This window comes from Streptomyces sp. NPDC047869, from assembly GCF_040704065.1.
Taxonomy (GTDB): Bacteria; Actinomycetota; Actinomycetes; order Streptomycetales; family Streptomycetaceae; genus Streptomyces.
In genome coordinates, this window is record NZ_JBEYRK010000042.1 from 1 (window position 1) to 21312 (window position 21312).

General features: G+C 69.8%; 22 protein-coding genes and 2 pseudogenes. 10 read left to right on the top strand and 14 right to left on the bottom strand.

From position 1 onward, the window contains the following. Positions 1-340: 340 nt before the first annotated feature. The 3 genes from AB0924_RS34830 to AB0924_RS34840 all read right to left on the bottom strand — a co-directional run bounded on the left by AB0924_RS34830 (position 341) and on the right by AB0924_RS34840 (position 2646). Entirely contained in the window at positions 341-604 is a 264-nt protein-coding gene (locus AB0924_RS34830) for a hypothetical protein (RefSeq protein ID WP_358940475.1), read from the bottom strand. 160 nt (positions 605-764) lie between these two features. After that, positions 765-1433: a response regulator transcription factor gene (locus AB0924_RS34835; protein WP_358940474.1), complete on the bottom strand. Its 669-nt coding sequence runs from the start codon at positions 1431-1433 to the stop codon at positions 765-767. Further along, positions 1405-2646, bottom strand: coding sequence for a sensor histidine kinase (locus AB0924_RS34840; protein WP_366913596.1), 1242 nt, complete (start codon positions 2644-2646; stop codon positions 1405-1407). Before AB0924_RS34840 ends, AB0924_RS34835 begins: the two co-directional genes overlap by 29 nt. Positions 2647-2773: 127 nt before the next feature. On the opposite strand from AB0924_RS34840, the gene AB0924_RS34845 reads away from it, so the two are divergent. Further along, the gene (locus AB0924_RS34845) at positions 2774-3355 is read left to right on the top strand and encodes a sugar O-acetyltransferase (protein ID WP_358940472.1); all 582 of its coding nucleotides are present in this window, start codon (positions 2774-2776) and stop codon (positions 3353-3355) included. A gap of 10 nt (positions 3356-3365) precedes the next feature. Further along, entirely contained in the window at positions 3366-3923 is a 558-nt protein-coding gene (locus AB0924_RS34850) for a TetR family transcriptional regulator (protein ID WP_358940471.1), read from the top strand. Here AB0924_RS34850 and AB0924_RS34855 read toward each other — a convergent pair. Together AB0924_RS34855 and AB0924_RS34860 are read right to left on the bottom strand one after the other, a co-directional pair. Continuing rightward, the gene (locus AB0924_RS34855) at positions 3895-4257 is read right to left on the bottom strand and encodes a tetratricopeptide repeat protein (protein WP_358940470.1); all 363 of its coding nucleotides are present in this window, start codon (positions 4255-4257) and stop codon (positions 3895-3897) included. The genes AB0924_RS34850 and AB0924_RS34855 overlap by 29 nt on opposite strands. A gap of 149 nt (positions 4258-4406) precedes the next feature. Continuing rightward, on the bottom strand, positions 4407-4925 hold the full coding sequence (locus AB0924_RS34860) for a hypothetical protein (RefSeq protein WP_366913597.1): 519 nt from the start codon (positions 4923-4925) through the stop codon (positions 4407-4409). A gap of 339 nt (positions 4926-5264) precedes the next feature. Between AB0924_RS34860 and AB0924_RS34865 the strand changes: the two genes are divergently transcribed. Further along, positions 5265-6086: a serine hydrolase domain-containing protein gene (locus AB0924_RS34865; RefSeq protein WP_366913598.1), complete on the top strand. Its 822-nt coding sequence runs from the start codon at positions 5265-5267 to the stop codon at positions 6084-6086. 231 nt (positions 6087-6317) lie between these two features. Here the strand turns inward: AB0924_RS34865 and AB0924_RS34870 are convergent, their stop codons facing one another. From AB0924_RS34870 to AB0924_RS34880, 3 genes are all read right to left on the bottom strand, one after another. Continuing rightward, a complete protein-coding gene (locus AB0924_RS34870; RefSeq protein ID WP_358940467.1) occupies positions 6318-6989 on the bottom strand; it encodes a pyridoxamine 5'-phosphate oxidase family protein in 672 nt (223 codons plus the stop codon). Further along, positions 6986-8137 (bottom strand): globin domain-containing protein, encoded by a 1152-nt coding sequence (locus tag AB0924_RS34875; RefSeq protein ID WP_366913599.1) that lies wholly within the window; start codon positions 8135-8137, stop codon positions 6986-6988. Before AB0924_RS34875 ends, AB0924_RS34870 begins: the two co-directional genes overlap by 4 nt. Before the next feature lie 943 nt (positions 8138-9080). Next, complete coding sequence (locus tag AB0924_RS34880) at positions 9081-9995, bottom strand: intradiol ring-cleavage dioxygenase (RefSeq protein WP_358940476.1); 915 nt, start codon at positions 9993-9995, stop codon at positions 9081-9083. Positions 9996-10388: 393 nt separating this feature from the next. Here AB0924_RS34880 and AB0924_RS34885 point away from each other — a divergent pair, with 393 nt between their 5' ends. Continuing rightward, a complete protein-coding gene (locus AB0924_RS34885) occupies positions 10389-10550 on the top strand; it encodes a hypothetical protein (RefSeq protein ID WP_358940465.1) in 162 nt (53 codons plus the stop codon). An 85-nt stretch (positions 10551-10635) separates the two neighbouring features. Here AB0924_RS34885 and AB0924_RS34890 read toward each other — a convergent pair whose 3' ends face one another. Then, complete coding sequence (locus AB0924_RS34890) at positions 10636-13020, bottom strand: hypothetical protein (protein WP_366913600.1); 2385 nt, start codon at positions 13018-13020, stop codon at positions 10636-10638. 145 nt (positions 13021-13165) lie between these two features. Next, complete coding sequence (locus tag AB0924_RS34895; protein ID WP_366913601.1) at positions 13166-13744, bottom strand: hypothetical protein; 579 nt, start codon at positions 13742-13744, stop codon at positions 13166-13168. A 136-nt stretch (positions 13745-13880) separates the two neighbouring features. On the opposite strand from AB0924_RS34895, the gene AB0924_RS34900 reads away from it, so the two are divergent. The 4 genes and pseudogenes from AB0924_RS34900 (at position 13881) to AB0924_RS34915 (ending at position 16940) form a co-directional block, all read left to right on the top strand. Further along, a complete protein-coding gene (locus AB0924_RS34900; protein ID WP_358940462.1) occupies positions 13881-14465 on the top strand; it encodes a TetR family transcriptional regulator in 585 nt (194 codons plus the stop codon). A 178-nt stretch (positions 14466-14643) separates the two neighbouring features. After that, positions 14644-14835 (top strand): annotated as a pseudogene (locus tag AB0924_RS34905) (alcohol dehydrogenase catalytic domain-containing protein); the annotation flags it as partial. Positions 14836-15246: 411 nt separating this feature from the next. After that, positions 15247-15414, top strand: coding sequence for a hypothetical protein (locus AB0924_RS34910; protein ID WP_366913602.1), 168 nt, complete (start codon positions 15247-15249; stop codon positions 15412-15414). 496 nt (positions 15415-15910) lie between these two features. Beyond that, positions 15911-16940, top strand: a pseudogene (locus AB0924_RS34915) (IS630 family transposase). Between the two features lie 16 nt (positions 16941-16956). On the opposite strand, the gene AB0924_RS34920 reads toward AB0924_RS34915, so the two are convergent. Continuing rightward, the gene (locus AB0924_RS34920; protein WP_366913603.1) at positions 16957-17328 is read right to left on the bottom strand and encodes a cupin domain-containing protein; all 372 of its coding nucleotides are present in this window, start codon (positions 17326-17328) and stop codon (positions 16957-16959) included. 164 nt (positions 17329-17492) lie between these two features. Between AB0924_RS34920 and AB0924_RS34925 the strand changes: the two genes are divergently transcribed. Further along, on the top strand, positions 17493-18266 hold the full coding sequence (locus AB0924_RS34925) for an AraC family transcriptional regulator (protein WP_366913634.1): 774 nt from the start codon (positions 17493-17495) through the stop codon (positions 18264-18266). A gap of 82 nt (positions 18267-18348) precedes the next feature. Here AB0924_RS34925 and AB0924_RS34930 read toward each other — a convergent pair whose 3' ends face one another. Beyond that, positions 18349-18729: a helix-turn-helix domain-containing protein gene (locus AB0924_RS34930; RefSeq protein ID WP_358939835.1), complete on the bottom strand. Its 381-nt coding sequence runs from the start codon at positions 18727-18729 to the stop codon at positions 18349-18351. Between the two features lie 74 nt (positions 18730-18803). Between AB0924_RS34930 and AB0924_RS34935 the strand changes: the two genes are divergently transcribed. Further along, positions 18804-19454, top strand: a complete 651-nt coding sequence (locus AB0924_RS34935; RefSeq protein ID WP_366913604.1) for an NAD(P)-binding domain-containing protein — start codon at positions 18804-18806, stop codon at positions 19452-19454. A 455-nt stretch (positions 19455-19909) separates the two neighbouring features. On the opposite strand, the gene AB0924_RS34940 is transcribed toward AB0924_RS34935, so the two are convergent. Together AB0924_RS34940 and AB0924_RS34945 are read right to left on the bottom strand one after the other, a co-directional pair. Then, positions 19910-20410, bottom strand: coding sequence for a nuclear transport factor 2 family protein (locus AB0924_RS34940; protein WP_358939830.1), 501 nt, complete (start codon positions 20408-20410; stop codon positions 19910-19912). Positions 20411-20606: 196 nt separating this feature from the next. Then, positions 20607-20915: a hypothetical protein gene (locus tag AB0924_RS34945; RefSeq protein ID WP_358939828.1), complete on the bottom strand. Its 309-nt coding sequence runs from the start codon at positions 20913-20915 to the stop codon at positions 20607-20609. Between the last annotated feature and the right edge of the window lie 397 nt (positions 20916-21312).

A 21312-nucleotide genomic window follows, 5' to 3' on the forward strand; every position in this document is an offset into this window, starting at 1 on the left:
GGGCAGACGCCCTCCAGGGAGCTGCCTCCGTCGAGGACGTGCTGGATCCAGGTCCGGCTGGTGCGAGCGTGCCGGCCGGGAACGGCCGGGCCCCACGTCGTGCGTCAGCACATCCCGCTCGGGTGGCGGGGATGGATCGGGCGTATCGGGCGCCTCGAGGGGTATGTGTGCCATGCACCGGCCCCGTGGAAGCCGCAGTGGAACCCTGCGCCTCCTTCCTCTGCGGGGCCGGTGCCCCTACCGCTCCTCTTCGCTCGTGCGGAGTGGTCCGGTCGCACGAGCGCCACGGAAGGGGCGCATGGCCGGCGGACGCCGTCGCTCGCCCGCCTCGGACCCGGCATCAGCCGACGTGCTTGGTCCGGCTCACCCACTGCGGCAGCGTGAGCCGTCCGACGGTGGGAGCCGGCTTGCGACGAGCGAGCCGCAGGTGACCGTGTCCCGATCGGCCGTCGGCGTATCCGTGCTCGTCGCGGTGGTTTCCACTGGTCAGGGAATGCCGCAGGAGGGACAGCTGCGGTGCCACGGCAGCGAGGCAGTCGTTCTCCTGGCGGTCCGCCACCGCTGTCCGGTCGCCATCGCCGATCCGGCTGGGAGCTTCAATCATGGTGAGACCTCCGTTCGCCCTCTCACCTTCGCTCAGCGACAACCCCTCGCGCGTCGTCCCACCGCAGCGATTCCTGCCTACCACGGCTGCGGTACCCGGGACGCCCGTCTACAGCCGGGACAGGCATGCCCGTACACGCAGCGGTGCGAGCACGCGCTGGTCAGGGCACCGCGGTGGCCAGGCCGCACTGGTAGGCGATGACCACGAGCTGGGCCCGGTCGCGGGCGGCGAGCTTGGTCATGGCCCGGTTGACGTGGGTCTTCGCGGTCAGCGGGCTGACGAACAACCGCTCGGCGATCTCGTCGTTCGACAGTCCCAGGGCCACCAGAGCCAGGACATCGCGCTCTCGTGGCGTCAGGCACTCCAGCCGCTCGTGCACCTCTCCCGTGCAAGGGTCCGGCTGGGCGAGGAAACGCCTGATCAGCGCGCCTGTGGCCGCGGGTGACAGCAGCGCGTCGCCGGCGGCGACCGTGCGGACGGCCTCGACCAGTTCCTCAGGACGCGCGCCCTTGCCCAGGAAGCCGCTCGCACCCGCGCGCAGTGCTTCGGCCACGTGCTCGTCGTCCTCGAAGGTGGTCAGGATGAGCACCTTCACCGCTGCGAGATCCTCGGACTCGCTGATCAGCCGGGTGGCGTCGAGGCCGTCCATCTCCGGCATGCGGATGTCCATCAGGACCACGTCAGGGTGCCGGGTCCGCGCCAGCTCCACCGCCTCGTGACCGTTGGACGCCTCGCCCACCGTCTCCATGTCACCGGTGGACTCGAACAGCATCTTGAAGGTGCCCCGCAGCAGGGCCTGGTCATCGGCAAGCAGTACGCGAATCGTCATGCCCGTCTCTCCTCGGTGTCTCGCCGACCAGCCGGCCGGGGCGCAGCGGAAGGTCGGCCGTCACGCTGAAGCCGCCCTCCGGGCGCGGCCCGGCGCGCAGCAAGCCCCCGACCGTGGCCACCCGCTCCCGCATCCCTATCAGCCCGTGCCCGGTACCGGCGGGCGCGGGCTGGTGCCGCGCGGTTCCCCCGTCGTCCTCCACGGTGATCGTCAGCCGCTCGGGGTGGTGGTGCAGGATCAGCCGGGCGTGGTCCGCGCCGGCGTGCTTGCGCACGTTGGTCAGGGCTTCCTGGACGATCCGGTACGCGGTCAGGTCGACTGCTGGTGCCAGCGGGACGGCGGTGCCGTGGCGGGTGAGTCCTACGGTCAGCCCGGCACGGGCGAAGGACGCCAGGAGCACCGGTATGTCGGCCAGCCCCGGCGCAGGGGTGCGCGGTGCGACCGGGTCGCCCGACTGCCTCAGCAGTCCCACGGTCACCCTCAGCTCGTCGAGGGCCGACCGACTGGTGTCCCGGATGTCCTCCAAGGCGGTCAGTATCTGTTCCGGTCGGCGCTTCGCGAGATGGGCGGCCACGCCCGCCTGGGCGTTGATCAGCGCGATGTGATGCGCGACGATGTCGTGCAACTCGCGTGCGATGCGCACCCGTTCGGCCGCCACCCGCTGCTGCGCCTCCTGCTCACGGGTGCGTTCCGCGTGCACCGCCCGTTCCTCCACGGCCGCCACATAGGCGCGGCGGGAGCGCAGACCGTCGCCGACAGCGGCCGGCAGCGCTGTCCAGGCCAGCAGTGCCACGTTGTCGGGGTTCAGCCAGGAGCGAGGGGCACACAGAATGGCGGCGCCCACCAGAGTGGCGGCCGAGGCGGACGCGGCCATCCAGGTGGTACGCCGGTCGGTCAGCAGGGCCACGGTGTAGACGGACAGCAGAACCGGGCTGAGGACCAGCGGGCTCTCCCGGAATCCGAGGACCAGGAAGCCCACCCCGCAGCCGAGTGCGACGGCCAGTACGCCGATCGGGTGGCGGCGCCGCCGGACGAGTGCGGAGCAGCCGACTCCCGCCAGCACCACGCCGGTCCAGCGTAACGAGAACCGGTGCTCGTGCGGTTCGATCGAGGCGGCCACCACGGACAGCAGGAACAGGACGGCCAGGCCCAGCGCCTCCACCACGCCTCTCCGGGCCGGCGCTTGCCGACTTTCGTCGCTGATCACCACCATGCCCCCACCGTAGGGTCGGCAGCGGGATCGGGCATCGCGTGGCGGCCCCGGCGACGACGTGTCAGGCGCGGCGGCGTGCGTTCGACGAGAGTGTACGTTCGTACATTCCGAAGTTATGCTGCCGCGCATGCCGACGGACTACTTCGCGCAGGACCCGCGCACGAACCTGGAGCGCATGGAAGCGGGCGATCTCTACATCGCCGACGATCCCGAGATCGCTCAGCGCCAGCAGCGGGCCGTGCGCCTGGCCACCCGTTACCAAGCGGCCTACGCGGAGGACGCCGACGCCGCGCAGACGCTGCTGCGGGAACTGCTCGGAGCCCTGGGCGAGCAGGCCCATCTGCGTCCGCCGGTCCACGTCGACTACGGCAGCAACATCACCGTCGGGGCGCGCACCTTCGTCAACTACAACCTCACGGCGCTGGACGTCGCGGCCATCACGATCGGCGACGACTGCCAGATCGGGCCCAACGTCCAGTTGCTGACTCCGACCCATCCGCTGGAGCCGCAGCCGCGGCGCGACAAGCTCGAAGCCGCCCGTCCGATCACCATCGGCGACAACGTGTGGATCGGTGGCGGCGCCATCGTGCTGCCCGGAGTCACCATCGGAGAGAACTCCGTCATCGGTGCCGGTGCCGTCGTCACCAAGGACGTGCCCGCGAACGTCGTCGCCGTCGGCAATCCCGCCCGCGTCGTGCGGAGTCTGTGAGCCTGCCGTCATGGCCACCGGACACACCGACCCCCAGCGCCGCGCACGCATCCTCGACGCCACCCTCGACCTCATCGCCGAGGAAGGCATCGTCCGAGTCTCCCACCGGAAGATCGCGGCACGCGCCGGCGTCCCCCTGGGATCGATGACCTACTACTTCAGTGGCATGGACGAGGTGCTGCGTGAAGCCTTCAGGCGCTTCACCGAGCACATCGTCATGGTGTTCGACGACCACCTGGCCGCTCCGGCCGATCCGGTCCGGGCCCGGGAGGCGGTGGCCGACCTCGTGCACGTGCTGTCCGAAGGGGACAGGCGCGACCTGGTGCTCACCCAGGAGCTGTACACGCTCGCGGCTCGCCGGCCCGACTACCGGGATCTCACGCATGAGTGGATGCGCCGCAGCCGTGTCCATCTGGAGAAGCACTTCGACGCCGACACCGCTCGGCAGCTCGACGCGCTCATCGAGGGGCTGACGCTGCACCGAGCGCTCTCGCGTCAACCCCACGACCGTGCCCTGACGCTCGAGGCGATCAACCGCATCACCGCGGCCGGGGAGCGTTCCCGATGACCGCCCGTGCAGCACGCAGCTGACCGGTGCTGCACGAGCTCCCCGGCCGTCCGCCGGAAGGCGTGCGGATGTGTCGTCGCGGCGCCGATTCACCGTATCCGAGGACGGCCCGGTGCTCGCACTCCGCCTCGTGCAGCCTGCCCAGCACCCGCGGCACCGCCGCGTAGTTCCCTCGGCTCGTGAGCGTGTCGGGGTCGTCCTCCCCGAGCGAGGCGATCCGGGCGTTGCGCACCCCCTCGTACGCGCTCAGTGCGATGGCGTACCTGCCGTGCGCGCGGGCGATGGTGCCGATGCGCATGGAATCCGCGGCGTCCGCGAAACGCAGCGCCGCCACGAGCACCGTGTCGGTGAGGAGAGGCGGCCGTGCGGATCGTCTCGTCCACGAGATAGTCGTAGACGTCGAAGGAGTCGGTGCCCACCGGGGTGAGCAGGGCGATGGTCGTGCGGACCTCGTTCGCCCACTCCCAGGCCTGCGCCGGGGCCTCACCCGGGACGGGAGTGCCGCCTCGCGCAGCGTGCCACAGGTGCAGGAGCTCCGGGCCGGCCGACAGGTACTCCGCGATGCCGAACCGGTCGGTGTGGTCGAGCGCGGCGGTGATGCGGGGATCCCAGGTGCGGGTCGCCGCACAGGTGTTCCCGTAACTCGTCGTCGATGTCATGGGGCACGTAGGGAGGCTGGCCGGCGGACGTCCGGCCGGTTGTGCGGCGCGCCGCGTGCACACCGAGCCACGTCGGCTCGCCGACATCCCGGACGAGCGGCAGTTCGTCTTGGGTGGTCGGACACCCGTCGCGCACGAAGGCTGCGTTCTCCAGATCCTTCTGGAACCGTTGCAGCAGACTGTCCTTGAAGAATCCGGCGAACACGCCGATCGCGGCCGCCGGCCCGGCGGCACTCGCCGCGACGGCCGGGGGCTTGAGCTGGGCGGCGGCGAATACATCGGGAAGCGACACCGCGACGGCTGCGCCCGTGGCCAGCAAAACGGGCCTGATGTTCTTGGCCATATTCCCCGCACCGGAACCGGCGATCGATGTCCTGCGTACGACGCAATCCGTACGACTAAATCATCGTCAGGCCCTCCTGCCCAGGCACGCAAGAGAAACGATTCTTGTCGTTCCGGCACTTCTGTCGCGCTGTCCTCACGAGCAATCAGTTGTCCGCCGAGGCGCGGAGGAATGCTGAAAGGTGTCTCACGAGGATGAAAGTGCAGCACCGATGATGAGCCGTCACTGTGGTGGGTGCTCCGCCTCACGATGCGGATCCGCGCCCGCGCGCGACCTACCGCAGGGTGTCGTGCCGACTTGCCCGAGTCAGAAAGCCGGAACACTCCAGAAAGGCCCCTCGTGCACCGAGTTCCCACCTGCATCCTGAGCAACGCCGCTCCACCCGCAGTCAGTAACGGCCACGCCGTCGACCGCTTCGTCGAAATCGGCTCTTTCACCAAGGTCATCACCGGAACCGCTCTGACCCGCATGGCCGAGGGCGGGCTGCTCGCGCTCGAAGACCCCCTCGAGCGGTGGCTTCCGGCGATTCCCGGAACGGGGATCACACTGCTCCACCTTGCCCAGCACACGTCCGGCCTGCCGCGTCTGCCGCCTCGCCTCCCGCGCCGGGACCCGTACGCGACGTTCGACCGTCGTACCGCACACCAGTTGCTGAACCGGCTCGACACCGTCGTCACCCGCCCACCAGGTCGGCATGAGGAGTACTCCAACCTCGGTTACGCCTTCCTCGGTGAAGCCCTGACCACTGCGGCCGGCACCACCTATGAGGAGTTGGTGACCGAGTACGTCCTGCGCCCGCTGGCCATATCAGAGGTGACCGCGAGCCCGGACCCGGGCCGCCGCCTATTGGCCCGAGGCCGCTTGGGAAGAGTTCGCAAACCCTGGACCATGGACGGCGCGATCCTGCCCGCAGGCGGCCTGTGGGCCACCCCTCGCGCGGCCGCCGAACTGGTCGTACGACTTCTGGTGGAACGCAGGTTGGGGGAGCCCGCGCCATCCTGGCAAACGGCGGGCCCGCTGCGCTGGCACAACGGTGCGACGCGCGACGCCTCCCTGTTCGCGGGAGCGATGGACGACGGTCGCTGGGTCGTGATCCACCGCCTCGGTGGAACACCCGAGGAAACGGACCAGGCCGGCATCGAGGTATTGAGGCGAAGCTGAGGGCGGCCCCGATGGCGGGACCGCCCTCACGCGCGCCGTAACCGGTCCGGTGCGGCCATGCTGCGGTGGGCCCGTCGGTGGACGGGCCCACCGGGTCCGGGGTGACCGTGACCTGTGGAACCGCTGCCGGTCACCGCTCAGGTCGCGGCACCCGGACCTCGAGCCGAACAGCCCCAGTGGGATGAGGGGCGCTTGCGGGGAGGAAGGTGTCGTCGGAGCCGCGGGACGGGGTTACTGGCGGATCCGCAGGCGGTCTCGCCACGAGGTGCGGTCGGTTTGGGCGTCGACCAATTCCGGGGCCTGTTGAGTGGGGGCGGGCTCCGGGAAATATGCGCTGTCCTTGGGACGGTTCCGGTCCGTGGCGGGGCGGGGGCGGGGGGCGGGCTCGAGGTGGGGAATGTGCTTGGAGCAGTGGACGTAGGCTTCCTCGACGGTGAGGTGCACCCACAGGTGGGGTTGGCGGCCGGGCGCGGGGTCGGTCGGCAGATGGGGGTACCACGTGCGGAGCTCGTGGTCCGTGTACAGCCTGACCGTGCCGTTCACGTGCAGCCCTATGTGGTCATGGGTGAAGTCCATGAACAGCATGCCGAGGTGGGGGTTCTCGGTCATGTTGCCCGCACTGGCCAGGACACCGTTGCCCCGGTATTCGGGGTAGGTCAGAGAGCGCTCGTCGGGGGAGACGCAGAACCCCGGCGGTCCGGAGCGGAAACTGGCGTCGCAGGCTCCCCCGGAGTCCGCGGTCGACAGGAACACCATGTTCTGCCGCGCTATGAACTCCCGCATCGCGGGGGTCAGATAGGGGTGCACCTGGCGGTCGTAGAAGGCGGCCGCCCGGTCGGTGGTGCCGAGCTGCCGCTGCAGCAGTCGTTCTCCGGAAGAGCCGGGCGTTTCGGGGCCGTTCACAGCTGGTCCGTCTCCTCGTCGGGCGGGGGCGGCCCCAACGGGGCGGTCAGCACGGGGGTGTCCCAGGGGTCGTAGTGGATGTGACGAGGCGGGACACCGTGGCGCCGCAGGGCCTGCACGGCTTCGCCCAGCATTTGCGGGGGGCCGCACAGGTACGCCTCATGCCGGTACCACGGGCCGAATTCCGCCAGTACCTCGGGCAGCGTGCCCTCCAGTCCCACGATGCGCTCGTGGGAGACCGCTGCCCGGACGCGCAGCCAGTGGTAGCGCTGGGACATGCGCAGCATGTCATCGAGTCCGTACAGTTCGTCCGCCGTTCTGGCGCCTATGAACAGACTGACTTGCCGTGCGTCACCGATGCCGTCCCGGGCTGCTTCCTCGATCAGGGCGCGAATCGGAGCGAGGCCGGTGCCGCCGGCCACGAAGAGCAGGTCCCGTTGGGGGGTTGTACGCAGGACCATGTCGCCCTCCGGCGGACCGAGCCTGACAGGGTCTCCCGGACGAGCTTGGTGAACGAGCGCGTTGCTGACCTTTCCTCCCGGTACGGCACGTACGTGGAAGGTCAGCTCGGAATCGGGCCGTGGGGCGTGCGCGGGGGAGTACTGGCGCCACAGTCTCGGTGCCCACGGCGTTTCGATGCTCACGTACTGGCCCGCCACGAACGGGTACGGCAGCTGTGGCCGGACGGTGATCTCGGCGATTCCGTGTCCGCGGTGCACGTGCCCGACGATGTGCGCGTCCCACACGGCCGGGCGGTCGCGGGCGTCCTCCTCGGCGGCCCGGGCCATCACGTCCGCGGCAGCGGTGTAGGCACGCTGCCATGCCACCGCCAGCGCCGGGCTCCATGCCGGGCCTGCGAAGTGGGAGAGGGCCTGCAGCAGGCATTCGCCGACGGCCGGGTAGTGGGCGCTCTGTGTGCCGAACTTGCGGTGGCCGCGTCCCAGGCGGGAGCAGAACGCTACGAGGTTGTCGGTGTCGTCGACCAGTTCCACGATGCGCAGCAGGGCGCGCACCAGACGTTCCCGCTGGACGTCGAGATCCGCCGGAAACAGATTCCTGACCTGGGGGTAACGCGCGAACAAGATGCTGTAGAAGTGCGCGGCCAGCTCAGCGACATGAGGAGAGACGACAGCGAGGCTGGCCCGCACCAGCGCGACGTCCTCAGCACTGACAGGGGGCTGGGCGGCTGTGATGGGACCGGGTGCGGCGGGGAATGCCGGGCGGGTTGTGGCAGTGCTCCATCCGTCCGCCGGCCCGGGCGGTCTGACGGGGTGCGAGGTACGTTGCATGAATTCGAACCTGCCCGTCACCGTCCGTCCCAGACGTGTTCCGCTGCCGAAGCGGCGTGAACCCGGAGACAGGGCACTTGTTCCGAGGCCGGAACTCCTCCACTCCCGTCGCTCGCTCGTTTCCGCACGCTGAGCGGGACATCCGGCCTGGGCGGGTTGCGGCGCTCGCTTCGAGCACGTGCCGGCGCCTGGCGATGTCGACCCGACGCCGGCCTCGCCGGGGACGTCTGTCCGAGGGCAGGGGCAAGGGCAGGGACCGGGGCAGGGACGGGGGCGACGGCCGGGGACTGTGCCACGGGTGCCGCGGGATGGCTTTCGGTACGGAGTTCACCACCATGGGGCATGGGTGCGAGATGGGTGACGCCAGTGCGTCGGCGAGCGCTGTGTATGGAACTCACGTGCCTTCTCTCTCCACGTCGGCACCCGCAACAGGAGCGGGGCGACGTCGTCGGACGCTGGACCGTAACCGCCGAGAGCCCCACGTATGCGTGAGCAGGTGCCTACGCAGGCAGCCCGGCTGCCTGGGACGGGCAATCGCCAGGCGCCCGTCACCCTAGCGTTCGAAGGAGCCGACGCATGACCCAGGAGGGTGCGGCAGAAACCAGGCACGGGGCTACCGGACGGTAGGGCATCGCTCGCCACGCTCCGCACAGACACGGGGGCATGCGGGCGCGAGCCCGCATGCCCCGCCCGATCACGGGCCAACTGCACCGGAAGCAAGCAGCCCTCGCCACGAGGGTGCCGGCGTCAACTGAGCGTCGCCTCCGAGGTCAGCCCGCGATCTCAAAGAAGCGGACGTCTGTCAGGCACTGGGCGATGACGAGGACTCGGACTCGGGAGCCGGGCTGCCGCCGGGCGCGCCTCCGCCTTCGTTGGTCGCGGTGGGGTCCACGGCCATCGTGATGGAGCCGAGGACACCATGCTCGACCGCCCGGCGGTCGTAGACGAGCCGGAGCAGGCCGCCTTGTGTGCCGGTCCCCGGGTAGAGCATGTCCTCATCGAGGGTGACCCGTGCCACGGTGTTCGCCGCGTAGGGGGCGATGCCCGCGGTGGCCTTCACCGCGTTCTCCGTGAAGTAGAACTGTCCGGTGTGGCAGGTACGCCCGCCGGTGTAGCCGGTGGAGGTCCGGCTGCCGCCGGTGTGCACCTTGGTGTGGATGTGGACGGCACGGCCGGTGTACCAGCCGGGGAAGACGGTCCGGAAGGTGACGAAGCCCTGGTGATCCGTCATCTGGATGCCGCGCAGCCAGGTGAGGTCGTCCGTGGGGGTGGCATGGCCTCCGCCACCACCGCCCGGGGGCGGTCCCGTCGGCGTGCCGGAGGGCGGGGGGCTCGGCGGCCGGCGGGGAGGAGTCCCGCCGCCTCCGTTGCCGTTCCCGGTGTAGCCGGAGTAGACGCCGGATGCGTCGCAGTGCCAGATTTCGATGGCCGAGTTGCGGATGGGCCTGCAGGTGGCGGCGTCCACGGCGCGGAGGCGGAGGAGAAGCGGTATGCCGGTGCGGTCCTCGACGACGTTCTTCCGGAAGAGCTCGTAGTCGATGTAGTAGGGGCCTTCGATCTGCTCGGTGGTCAGTCGCATGCACGCACCGGCGGCCAGGGCGTTGGCCTCCGCCGCGTCGAGTGTGCTGAGGTCGGTGGCGGTGTCGCCGGTGGAGGCGTTGGCGGCGGTGGCGATCCCGGCAAGGGCGACGGCTCCGGCTCCGCCGAGGGCAAGCATGCGGCGGCGTGACAAGACCTGTGAGACGACGGCGTTGTCGGGCTCATCGAGAGGTGGATTGGTCATGGCCGCGACAGTAGGAAGGCCGGCTGTGAGAGCGATGTGAATCAGCGACCTGATCCGGTCAACCTCCGAACGGTCCTCGCCGCGGCCTGTCGGCGGGCGAAGATTCCCAGTTCGGCTGAGCGGCAGGCCGCGCGTGCAGGCCGACAACGGGGGAGGACCTCGATGACCGGAACATCTTCGACTGCGTGCGTCGGATGGCTGCCCCAGGGAACCTGTGCTCCAGACGGAAGAAGGAATGTCCGGAACGGTCGTCCCGGCGGTGCGGGCCGCTGACGCGATGGTGTGCCGGGGTGCCGTCCGATCCGTACCGATGAAAGGGGCGAAGTGGTGAGTACCTCCGAGGAGAAGGACACCGCGCAGGTCGACGAGGAGACGAAGGAGCGGTCCGCTGAGCAGCGGAACATCACAGCGCCCACCCCGCCGGACGTGCGCGCCAAGGGCGAGGACGACGACACCGCCCCGCCGGCCGCCGAGCGTGAAGCCCCCTGAGGCGCGGCCGCCGAGGAACCGCCGGCGGGTGTGCCGCCCACGATCTCGCAGGGTGCGGATCCCCGGGTGCTCGGAGCGCGACGGCCTAGTCCATCCGGCCGAGCAGGTCCCGCGCGCGCCGCACGTCCCGCAGCCGCTGTTCGTACGTCGCGCCGACGGCGAGCAGCAGCGCTCCGGCGAGGGCGGGAGGCACCCAGCGGGGGAGGAGGCCGGTGATCTGTATCAGGTAGGGGGCCAGCTCGTGCAGCGTGTCCAGCACGAGCACCCCGCCGCCGAGCAGCAGCGGTGCCCGCAGCCGGTGCCGGGCGCCCAGCAGGGTGACGAGCAGCGCCGCCGCGCCCAGCAGCAACGGGCGGGTGGCGTGGACGTCGGTCCAGGCGGCCGCGAGGCTCGGGATGAGCGCGGTGGCCAGACCGGGGCCGTACGCCGTCCACGACGACGCCCGCGGGTCACGCCGCCGTCGTAGCGCGCCCACCGCGAGCGCCGGGACGGACAACGGCACCATGTACGCCTCCGGTGCCGTGACGCCCCAGGCCGCCAGGCGCACCCAGGCGGCCAGTGCGAACAGCGCGGTGGCCGCGTAGGCGGCGGGGCGGCGGTCGACGCGCAGGGCCGTCCCGGCAACGATCATCCCGGACAGGGACAGCGCCAAGGAGAGCATCGCCGGATCGCCGACCGTCAGCGCGAGCGCCAGGAGACCGGCGGCCGCGCCCGTCACCTCGGCCGTGACGGTCGTCCGCGCGTCGGCGGTTCGTGCGGCGCACAGCGCCGCCACCGCCGGGACCACGAGTACGAGGAGCGCGGTGTGCTGCGGTGCCCAGTCCGCCGCGGCGCCCACGGCGCACGCCCAGGCGGCGCCGTACCCGAGCGCGGCCGGGACGGTGACCGTGGTGAGGCGCTGCTTGAGCGAGGCGGCCGCGAAGAGCGCCGTCAGAGCGGTGAGCACACCCACGGTCGCGGATCGCGTCGGCAGCGAGAGGAACGCCAGCGAGAGGGACGTGAGGAGGGCGAGCACCAACGCCGGGAGCGGGCCGGTGCCTTCAGTCGAGCGGGGCCGCGCCGCCACCGCGAGCAGGGCCGCCGTCGCCAGCACCTCCACCACGAGCGCCGCCGGGTAAAGCAGGTCCGTCACCGCCGGGAGGAGCATGAGCGCGGACCACCCGAGCACGAGCACGCCCGTCAGCGCCTTGGGCCGCCATGCCGCGGTGCGGACCGCGAGTGCGAGGACGGTGGCGACGGCTGTCAGGACCAGCGGCGCCGACTGCAACTGGGGCAGCCACGGCGCCCCCACCGTCACGGCCGCACGGGCACCGGCCGGTGTCCCCGACCACACCCGTGCCGCCCAGCCGGCCGGCCCCAGCAGCGTCAGCGCGAGCAGGGGGAGCGCCCACAGCACCGCCAGGCCCTGCACCGCGGCGGAGGCGAGGGCGAGACCGCGCCGCACCGGCTCGAGGAGCCGCTTGACCCGCTCCGCCGCCAGCAGCGCGATACCGAAGGCGAGATGGGCTGGAACGGCCCAGGTGGACGGCAGCGCCGGGTGGACGATGCCGCCGAGCGCGGTGACGGCGAGCAGACCGGCCGCGAGGGACAGCCCGACCGCGTGCCCCGCGGCACGATCCCGCCATGCCGCCGTCAGCGCGACACCGGCCGCGAACAGCAGCAGCGCGGCCGCCTGGGTCGCGGCGCCCGGACCGCCGGCCGTCCACGACAGCCAGGCCGCGCTCAGCGCGCCCCACACCCCCATGCCGTACGCGCCGGCCGTGGCGGTGATCCGCACCGGCCCGGCCGGAGCGCGCAGCGCCACCGCCGTGTCGCCCATGGCCGTCACGAGCAGCGCGCCGGTGATCCCGTACTGCCCCGCGCCGGCTGCCACCGCCCACAGGAGCAGCGGCAGTTGGGCGATGGTCACCGCGGCCGGAAGAGGCAGCCGCAGCGACCTCAGGCGCGGCAGGAACCCGTATCCCGTCCATACGGCGGCCAGCACCGCCGACGCTCCGGCCGTGTACGCCGTGCCGTCCATGTCGGTGAGGGCGACCGCGTACAGCGCGTAGGCGTCGAGCACCGTGAGCGCCAGCGCGAGCCCCGCCACCGCCTCGGCCGTCGAGCGCAGATCACGACCCAGCAGCGGCAGCGGAGCGGCCAGGGTGGCCACCGTGACCGCGCCCAGCACCAGCGCACGTCCGGCGATCCCCAGATGTCCCCAGCTGACCAGCGTGAACGCGATGGCGGCGATGGTCAGCAGCAGGCCGCCCAGGAGCAGCAGCACATTCTGCACACGCGGTGCGGTGGCCTCGGGGGTATGCGGCGAGGGTGCTTCCGCGGGCGGCACCGGACCGGGTTGCGGGAACGACGAAAGCCGGCCGACCAACCAGGCGCGGCGCGCCAGCAACTGGACGCGACGGGCGTCCAGTTGCCACAACTCGGTGTCGATGAGCCGCAATTCCTCGGCCGGTGGCGGAACATGTGTCATGGTTCGGAGTGTGGCCCCTGCCACCTCGTACAACATGAGCGCGCCTACTCAGAAGGTACTCAGGTCCGGCGGAGGAGCCCTGTGGAGCGGCGCACTCGGCTCACGGACTGGACGCATCGCGCTACCGCTTGCCCGGCCCCCGGCCTCAGCCCTGCCCGCCGGCCGTCGCCTTGGTGCGGGTGCGCCCCAGGCGGAGGGCGGAGACGAGGAAGAAGACGCCGCCGAGGAAGGCGTAGCCGGCCAGGTTGCTCAGGGAGGCGCCGTCCTTGCCCGCCTGTGCGATGAACGAGGCGCCGGCGAGGGTGGAGAGGGAGCCGCTGGCGATCATCGCCCACTGGCCGCCGAGTTGGCGTCGGGTGGCGCCGACGATGAGCTGGACGATGCCCGCCGTGACGGCCCAGGCACCCCAGACCCGCAGTACGGCGGGGATGCCGGAGGTCGCGGCGATGGCGAGACCGATGCCGGTGAGGGCGCTGAGCGCGATGTTCACGTGAAGACCGCGCACCGGCCGCCCGTTCACCTGGGCGGACCTGATGTCGATGACCGCACACGCCACGTCGAACAGGGGATAGATCACCAGCAGTGCGGCAGTGAACGGGCCCAGGTTGTCGGCGGTCGAGAACAGCAGGGCGGCCCACACAGCGGCGACCACGAAGCGCGTGAGGTAAAGCCTGCGCAGGGCCGCGGGCGCGCTGATGGCGGGGGTGCCGGGAAGGGTGTCCATGGAGGTTCCTCTCACTGAAAGCGTGCATACTCGACGAAGGGGGGAGAACGTTCGGTCTCTTTCGCTATCCAAGAGGGCGAAGGCGCCGCCTGTCAAGACCGAACGTTCTCCCTCGCGGGTGGGGTAGTCTGGCGGCATGAGCGAGGGATCAGGGGGCGGGAGCACGTCGGCGGCGCGGGCACGGCTCCTCGGCACGGCGACCAAAATCTTCTACGCGGAGGGAATCCACTCCGTCGGCGTCGACCGGATCATCGCGGAGGCGCAGGTCACCCGCGCCACGCTGTACCGGCATTTCGCCGGCAAGGAAGAGCTCGTCCTCGCCTACCTCGACCAGGCCGACCGGGGAATCCGGGCCGGGGTCGAGGCCGCTCAGGCAGGCGAGCGGTCGGCAGCGGACAAGGTCCGGGCGGTCGGCCGGTTCATCACCGAAGGCATCCAGGGCCCCGGGTTCCGCGGCTGCGCCTTCCTCAACGCGGTAGCCGAATACCCCGACCCCACGCACCCCGTCCACCGAGCCGTGCTGGCCCATCGCCGGTGGTTCCTGGACACCGTGACCGAGTTGCTGGCGCAGGTGGGCGAAGCTCCCGCCGACGAAGCCGGACGGCACCTCGTCATGCTCCGGGACGGCGCCATGGCCGCCGGCTGCCTCTTCGACCCGAAACTGATCTCCGAGACCTTCCGGTCGGGCGTCGAAGGCATTCTGAGGGCGCGCGGCGCCTGAGCGCGCTTATTCGATTGCGGTTCCTTCCGCGTGTCCGGTGATATTCGCCCATGAGTAGATTCGCCGAGGTCATCGTGTTGGCCGGCGATGCAGAAGAGATCATGGAACCGCTGACCCAGCCGGACGACAGCCGCGAGTGGGCTGGGCACTTCACCGATCTCGGGCACGGCATGTTCGCCGCAAGGTGCAGGTCGGCGAGTACGTGGTCCCGCCCTTCAACATCGCCTGCGGCTTCTGCAGGCAGTGCGAGCAGGGTCTGACCAACTACTGCCTGACCATGCAGCCGGAACCGGCCCTCGCGGGAGCCGCCTACGGATTCGCCGACATGGGCCCCTACCAGGGCGGCCAGGCGGAGCTGCTGCGCGTGCCACGGCAGCCAGACCGCGAGGTGGCGTCGGGATGCAGTCGGGAACAACGTGTCCTAGCCGGCGGACGAGCCTTGCGGCAGGCGGCAGGCGGCAGGCGGCAGGCGGCTTCGGCGACGTCGCGGTGGTGTCGGGGTGAGATCAACATTTCCGGTCTGGAAGGAAGTTCCAGGCGGTAGTGAGACCACGGCCGCCGAAGCTCCGAATAGTTTGCGCGCTCAGAAAGCGGGCTACTCGGCCAGGGTTCGATCGAAGATCGACCCTTTGTTCGGTGAGCACTCGAACGCTCGACTGACGGCACCCGCCAGTGCCTGAGGTCCGGTCCTGGAAGCTGGTCCCCGGTTCCGAGGTCTTGGCCTGAGACACGGCACGCCAATGCGACTACCTCCCCTCCTCAGCGAAGGAAAGTAAAGCTCATGACTGTCCCCGAAGAAGCCAGACCCAAGACAGCGAAAACCGACCAAATCATCGATCAGCAAGATGAACAGGACACCACCGAATCGACAGGCGGTAGCGCGACCGGGCGCGACCTGGCTGAGGCTCTCGATGAAGCCGATGTACGTCCCGAGGACATGCACGAGTAGCCCTGCGTCAAGCCCGCGGGCAGGGCGCAGGGGCCGAGGAACGATACGAGTTCGCCCACATCCGGCGTAGTACCCGGGCCGTTCGGCTCGCGTCCATGGCCAGCGGCGTCAAGGCCACAGAGGCCATGGCTCCCACCGACCTCACCCGGGCGTTGAGGCGCGAGCCGCGAATCTTGCTCTGGGGCCGGTAGCCGCCGTGATGGACCGTACTAAGAAGATGCCGTGTGCAAAGCCATGGGCACAGATTGACAGTCCCGGCAGCGGGGACCATCGCCCCGCTGCCGGCATCTGTCGGCGGCCCACCACACCGAGCCGACCGACTTCGCTTCCCAGAGCTGCCGATTCATCTGTGGCGGGGTCGGCCTGTCCGTCTTCGGTGATTGAGGGTGCCGAAGGCGCCGGGCTCTCGGCCGATCAGCTCGGCCAGCGTCGAGTCGGCGGCGGCGAACTCGCCACTGCGCGCCGCCTAGTGCTGTGACCGCATAAGTTCGCCGGGTTGGCGGTCGTGGCGGTTGGATGTGTGGTGACGTCCGATCCGACCGCTGGAGGCGCGGTACCAGTGATCGCGCAGCTGGTGCAGGCCGACGAGGACAATATGATCCACCGGTTCAACGAGATCGGCCTGGCCTGTCTGGACCCTCAGTGGGCGGGAGGCCGTCCCCGCCTGCTCAGTCTTGACGACGAGGACTTTCATCCAGACGGCCACCACCCGACTGGCCAAGCTCGGTCAGCCCTTCACCCGCTGGTCACTGGGCAAGCTGGCTGCCTACCTGCGGAAAGTCCACGGCCGGATCATCCGTATCGGCCGCGAGGCATTACGCTGCCTGCTCGCCCGCCGTGGCATCACTTTCCAGCGCACCAAGACCTGGAAGGAATCCCCGGACCCAGAACGCGACGCCAAGCTGGACCGGATCGAGGAGGTGCTGGACCGCTTCCCGGACCGGGTCTTCGCTTTCGACGAGTTCGGCCCGCTCGCGATCCCGCCCACCGCAGGCGCGGTCTGGGCCAGGCAGGGGCATCCCGACCGGGTGTCCGCCACCTTCCACCGCACCCACGGGGTGCGCTACTTCCACGGCTGTTACTCGGTCGGCGACGACACCCTGTGGGGTGTCAACCGGCGCAGGATGGGTGTCGGGAACACGCTGGCCGCGCTGAAGTCGATCCGCGCCACCCGGCCCGACGGCGCGCCCATCTACGTAATCCTGGACAACTTGTCTGCCCACAAGCGCACCGACATCCGCCGCTGGGCGAAGAAGAACAAGGTCGAGCTGTGCTTCACCCCGACCTACGCCTCCTGGGCGAACCCGATCGAGGCGCACTTCGGACCGCTGAGGCAGTTCACCATCGCCAACTCCCACCACCCCAACCAAACCGTGCAGATGCGCGCTCTGCACGCCTACCTGGGCTGGCGCAACGCCAACGCCCGCCACCGCGACGTCCTGGCCGCCCAACGCAAGGAACGCGCTCGCATCCGAAGCGAGAAAGGCATCCGCTGGGGCGGACGCCCATTCAGGGCCGCGGCCTGACGCCACGCCCTCCATGTCAACTGAGGATCTCGGCCGCCTTGGTCATCGGCCCTCCTGCGTCACCGGTGTTGATCGTTCCCGCCGGTTCGAACAACAGGATCGCGGTCTCCTCGTCCGCCACGGGGCAGTGTTCGAGCCCGAGGGGAACCACGAACAACTCGCCAGGTTCCAGCACCACATCGCCATCCCTGAGCTGGATGGTGAGCCGCCCGCTGATGACCAGGAACAGTTCATCGGTGTCCTCGTGGGTGTGCCATACGAATTCCCCCTTCAGTTTGGCCAGCTTGACCTCGTAGTCGTTGAGCACCGCCACTTTCTTCTGCGACCACAGCTCGCTGAACTGCGACAGCTTGTCGGCGAGGTTCACAGGAACAACAGACTTGGGCATCCAGCATCCTTCCTCAGGGCCGGTCAACCAGGAGCGACTCCTCAGCCCCTCCGGCGGCGTCACGATCCTGCCGCGCCCGGACTCCGCCGGTCTTGTACGTTCCTGACATGACCGGAGACCAACCCCGCACGTCCATCAGCGCCTGAAGGCCGTCAGTCCCAGGGATCGCCGAGGTCTTCCACGCACACTTCACCGACCACGCGTACCCGGCCCATACTCACGACACGTGGGACCTGATGATCCTTGACGACGGCTCGGTCGACTTCGCCCTCGACCGCCGCCGCCATGGGGCGACGGGTACGGCCAGCGTTCTCCTGCTGCCTCCCGGCGTCGCCCACGACGGTCGGACCGTCACGGCGTCAGGCTTCCGCAAGCGCAACCTCTACCTCGACGACTCCGTACTCCCGCAGCGTTTGGCCGGCCGTGCGGTAGACGCTCCGGTCATCAACGACGGGCTGCTGCGCCATCGGATCCACCAACTGCACGCCGCTCTCGTCCACGCCGGACACGGGTTCGAAGCCGAGTCCCGCCTCTCATTCATCCGTGAACGGCTCCACTTCCGCCTTGAGGCGCTCCAGCCTCGCACACCGGGGCGTGAGGCAAGCCGGCTCGCCGCCGAGCTGCGGGAACTACTGGACTCACGGATACACCCTGGCATATCCCTGCGCGAGGCCGCCGCCATCTTGCATGCCCACCCCACACACCTGATCCGCTGCTTCAAGCAGACACACGGCCTGCCGCCACACAGCTACCTCACCGGCAAGCGCATTGATCAGGCACGTCGACTTCTACTCGACGGCCACCGGCCCGCCGAGGTCGCTGCAACCGTGGGATTCCACGACCAAGCCCACCTGAACCGACACTTCACACGCCACGTGGGCACCACACCCGCACGTTACAAGCGGACTCGCACCGGTTCTGCCGCAACTTCTTCCTGACGCTGCCACGGATGCTCACATCCAATCGCCTCCGTGGGCCCCACCTCGACCATCAACCCGGCGAACCTATGCGGTCAGAGCACTAACAAGTTGGACGAGGGGACTGCGGGTCGGGAGTGCATGCTGCTTCCTGGGCGGCCACAACCTCATCGCCGTGCTCGAAGGCCCATGCACCGACGGCGTCGATGGGCGCCAGCAAGGTCCGGCCCAGAACGGTGAGTTGGTACTCGACCCGTGATGGGCGGTCGTCATCTGCCTGCCGGTCGACCAGTCCGTTGAACTGCAGCCGGCGCAGAGTCTCGGTGAGAACCTTGGAGCTGATGCCCCCGATCCGCTCTCGTAGTTCGACCGGGCGCCTGGGGCCGTCACGCAGTGCCCAGAGCACCACGGCGTTCCAGGTGTTGGAGAGCAGGTCGAAGGCGAGGCGGGCGCGGCAGTCGGCGAGGAAGGCGTCGGTCGTCACGTACCAAATGGTGCCCGAACGGCCATCTAGCGTCGGTGCGAACGGTCGAAGCAGGCACGGAGAGGGACCGCGTGATGAGGATCGGTGTACTGGGCACGGGCAACATGGCCGACGCGCTCGCCACCCACTGGGTGCGGGCCGGGCACGAGGTGACTATCGGGGGACGGGACCCACACAAGGCTGAGCGGCTGGCGACGCGCATGGGAGGCAGCGCGAAGCCTGCCAGTCTGCGCGCGGCGGCCGCCTCCGGTCAGGTCGTGTTGGCCGCGCTGCCCTTCGGGGCGGGAGTAGACGTGGTGCGGGACCTGCACGCGGCCCTGGAGGGCAAGGTGGTGCTGGACTGCTCCAACCCGGTCGGGCCGGGCTTCCGGCTGCTGACGGAAGGCGGTCCCTCCGCCGCGCAGCAACTGGCTGCGGCGGCCCCGGGAGCCCATGTGGTCAAGGCTTTCAACCTCTGCCACGAGGAGGTGTGGCGCATGCGGCCGCCCGTCTTCGATGGGCGACCATTGGCTGTTCCGGTCTGCGGGGACGACGAGACGGCACTCGTGCGTGTGCGTGAGTTGGCACGGGACGTGGGCTGTGAACCCGTGGCTGGCGGCGGTCTCGAACGTGCGGGACTCCTGGAAGCGACCGCCGCGCTGTTCATCGCGCTGTGGGTCGGCGAGGGAGCGGATGCCCAGGCAATCGCCCCTCCGCTGGCATACGCGGCCGGACCGAGCCACTAGGAAGCGGAGGGTGGCATGGCGGCCTTCCGTTAGAGGTTCTTACACCGCGTCCGGCGAGCAGGGGTCGCGTGCCTTGCTCGCCGCCACACCACGGTAGGGGCACCGGCCCGGGGAGCGGTGACTACACAACCCGCTCTCCCGGGCCGCCTGGCCACGCCCCGAACGCAGAACCCACCCCATGGAGCAGCCGCACGCCAGACGCGGCACCCAGACCCGCGCTGAGCAGCTGTGATGGGTCAGTCCCGCCGCGACAGCGGACCCCAGGGTCTGACACACCGTCCCACGGGCACACAGCCGGGGCCCTTGGGCCCCGCCGCTGCCTGCGTAACGCTTCCGGTCAGTCGTCCAGACGGCGCAGCCGCATCGCTTCGTCGGCCGGTACAGGCTCGATCCTGGGCAGCCGTGCAGTGGGAGGTCGAGGCGTTCGACCCGACCGAGCTTCAGCGCCTGGTCGTTCAGGAACGGTCACCGAGGCCGGCGGCGACGGCGGCAAGCCGGCCCAAGGCATGAGCCACGCCGAGCCCGTCCATGTAGTCGCGAACGTGCACGATCTGGCCGCTGCGGACGCGCATCACCAGAAGACCGGGAAACCTGAAGGACTGGCCGGTCGTGGCCACTGTGCCGGTCACGACCTGCTCGACAGTGATCACCTCCGGATCGGTGCTCTCATGCACGACGACTTCACCGATCTCCTGGGGCCGGGCTGGACTGGCACCCCAGGCCGCCCGATAGCCCGCGCGGACCTCCTCGCGCCCCTGGTAACGCGCGGGCATGCCGGGGAACAGGAACGGGAACTCATGGACGGCATCGGGCGCGTAAAGATTGGCCAGGTCGTCTGCGGACCTGTCGAGCATCGCCCGCTGATAACGGGCCAGGACTGCACGAGGGGTCGGTTCGGCCGTGTCCGGCATGATGATGGGACTCCGTTCGGTCAACGCTTGGACGAGCTCATTCAAGCGATGAGGCTGGGTGGGGGGGCGTGCGAGCGTGGGCGGGAGCCGGCATCTTGTGGGGGTTCCGAGTTGGAGAGCCTTGACCGCACTCTGAGTGCAGATCGACGACGAGATCCCGGGAACGCGGTGGATGGGACGACCACTCCAGGTGAGGGCGTCCCATCCACATCCACGTCCACATCCAGATGGTCCATGGCCGTCACCCCTTGGCGGCAGCCTCCCGGATCAGCGGCTCGAATTCCCGCCGCACGTAGGCGTCGAACGGCTCCGTCAGCGCGCCATCGATCACCCGCTGCACCCGGTGCTTCGCCGCGAACTCCTTGAGTGTGACGCGGGAGTCCGGCTCCACGCCTCCTCCAATGATCAGAACGCCGAACTCCTCGCTCTCCAACAGCTTCTGGGCCTCCTCATCGGTGCTCACTCCCTCCGCGTCAAAGCCGTCCGCACGCAGCGTGGCCAGTACCTCCGTCACCCTGGCGGGCGACCTTCCCAGCACCAGCGTCCTCATGGCCGTTCCTCTCCGGTACGTCGACATCGGCACCCCCGAACCTAGAAGCTCAACCAGACTTGAGGTCAACCCGTGACTGATCTGTACGTTGTGCTGCGGGGCGTGGTGAACCCTTCGTGTGGTTCACCCGCCCAGGGGCGCTGAGTGTGGCCCTGACTGATCTGCTGCTCGTAGCTGGAGACGATTGGCCGCTCGGCGCCCCACGACGACTCGACTGCCGCTCAGGAATTGCGAATGATCGCCGAGCAGGGGGCATCGACGCAGGAAAGACCCACCATCACTGCGTCGCGATCGACGAGAGCGGCCGCCGGCTGCTGTCGCGGCGGCGTGATCTCCAACCCTCCCGTACCGTCAACCGACTGCGGGCGCAACTATCCTGACTCTTTCGCAACGCCGA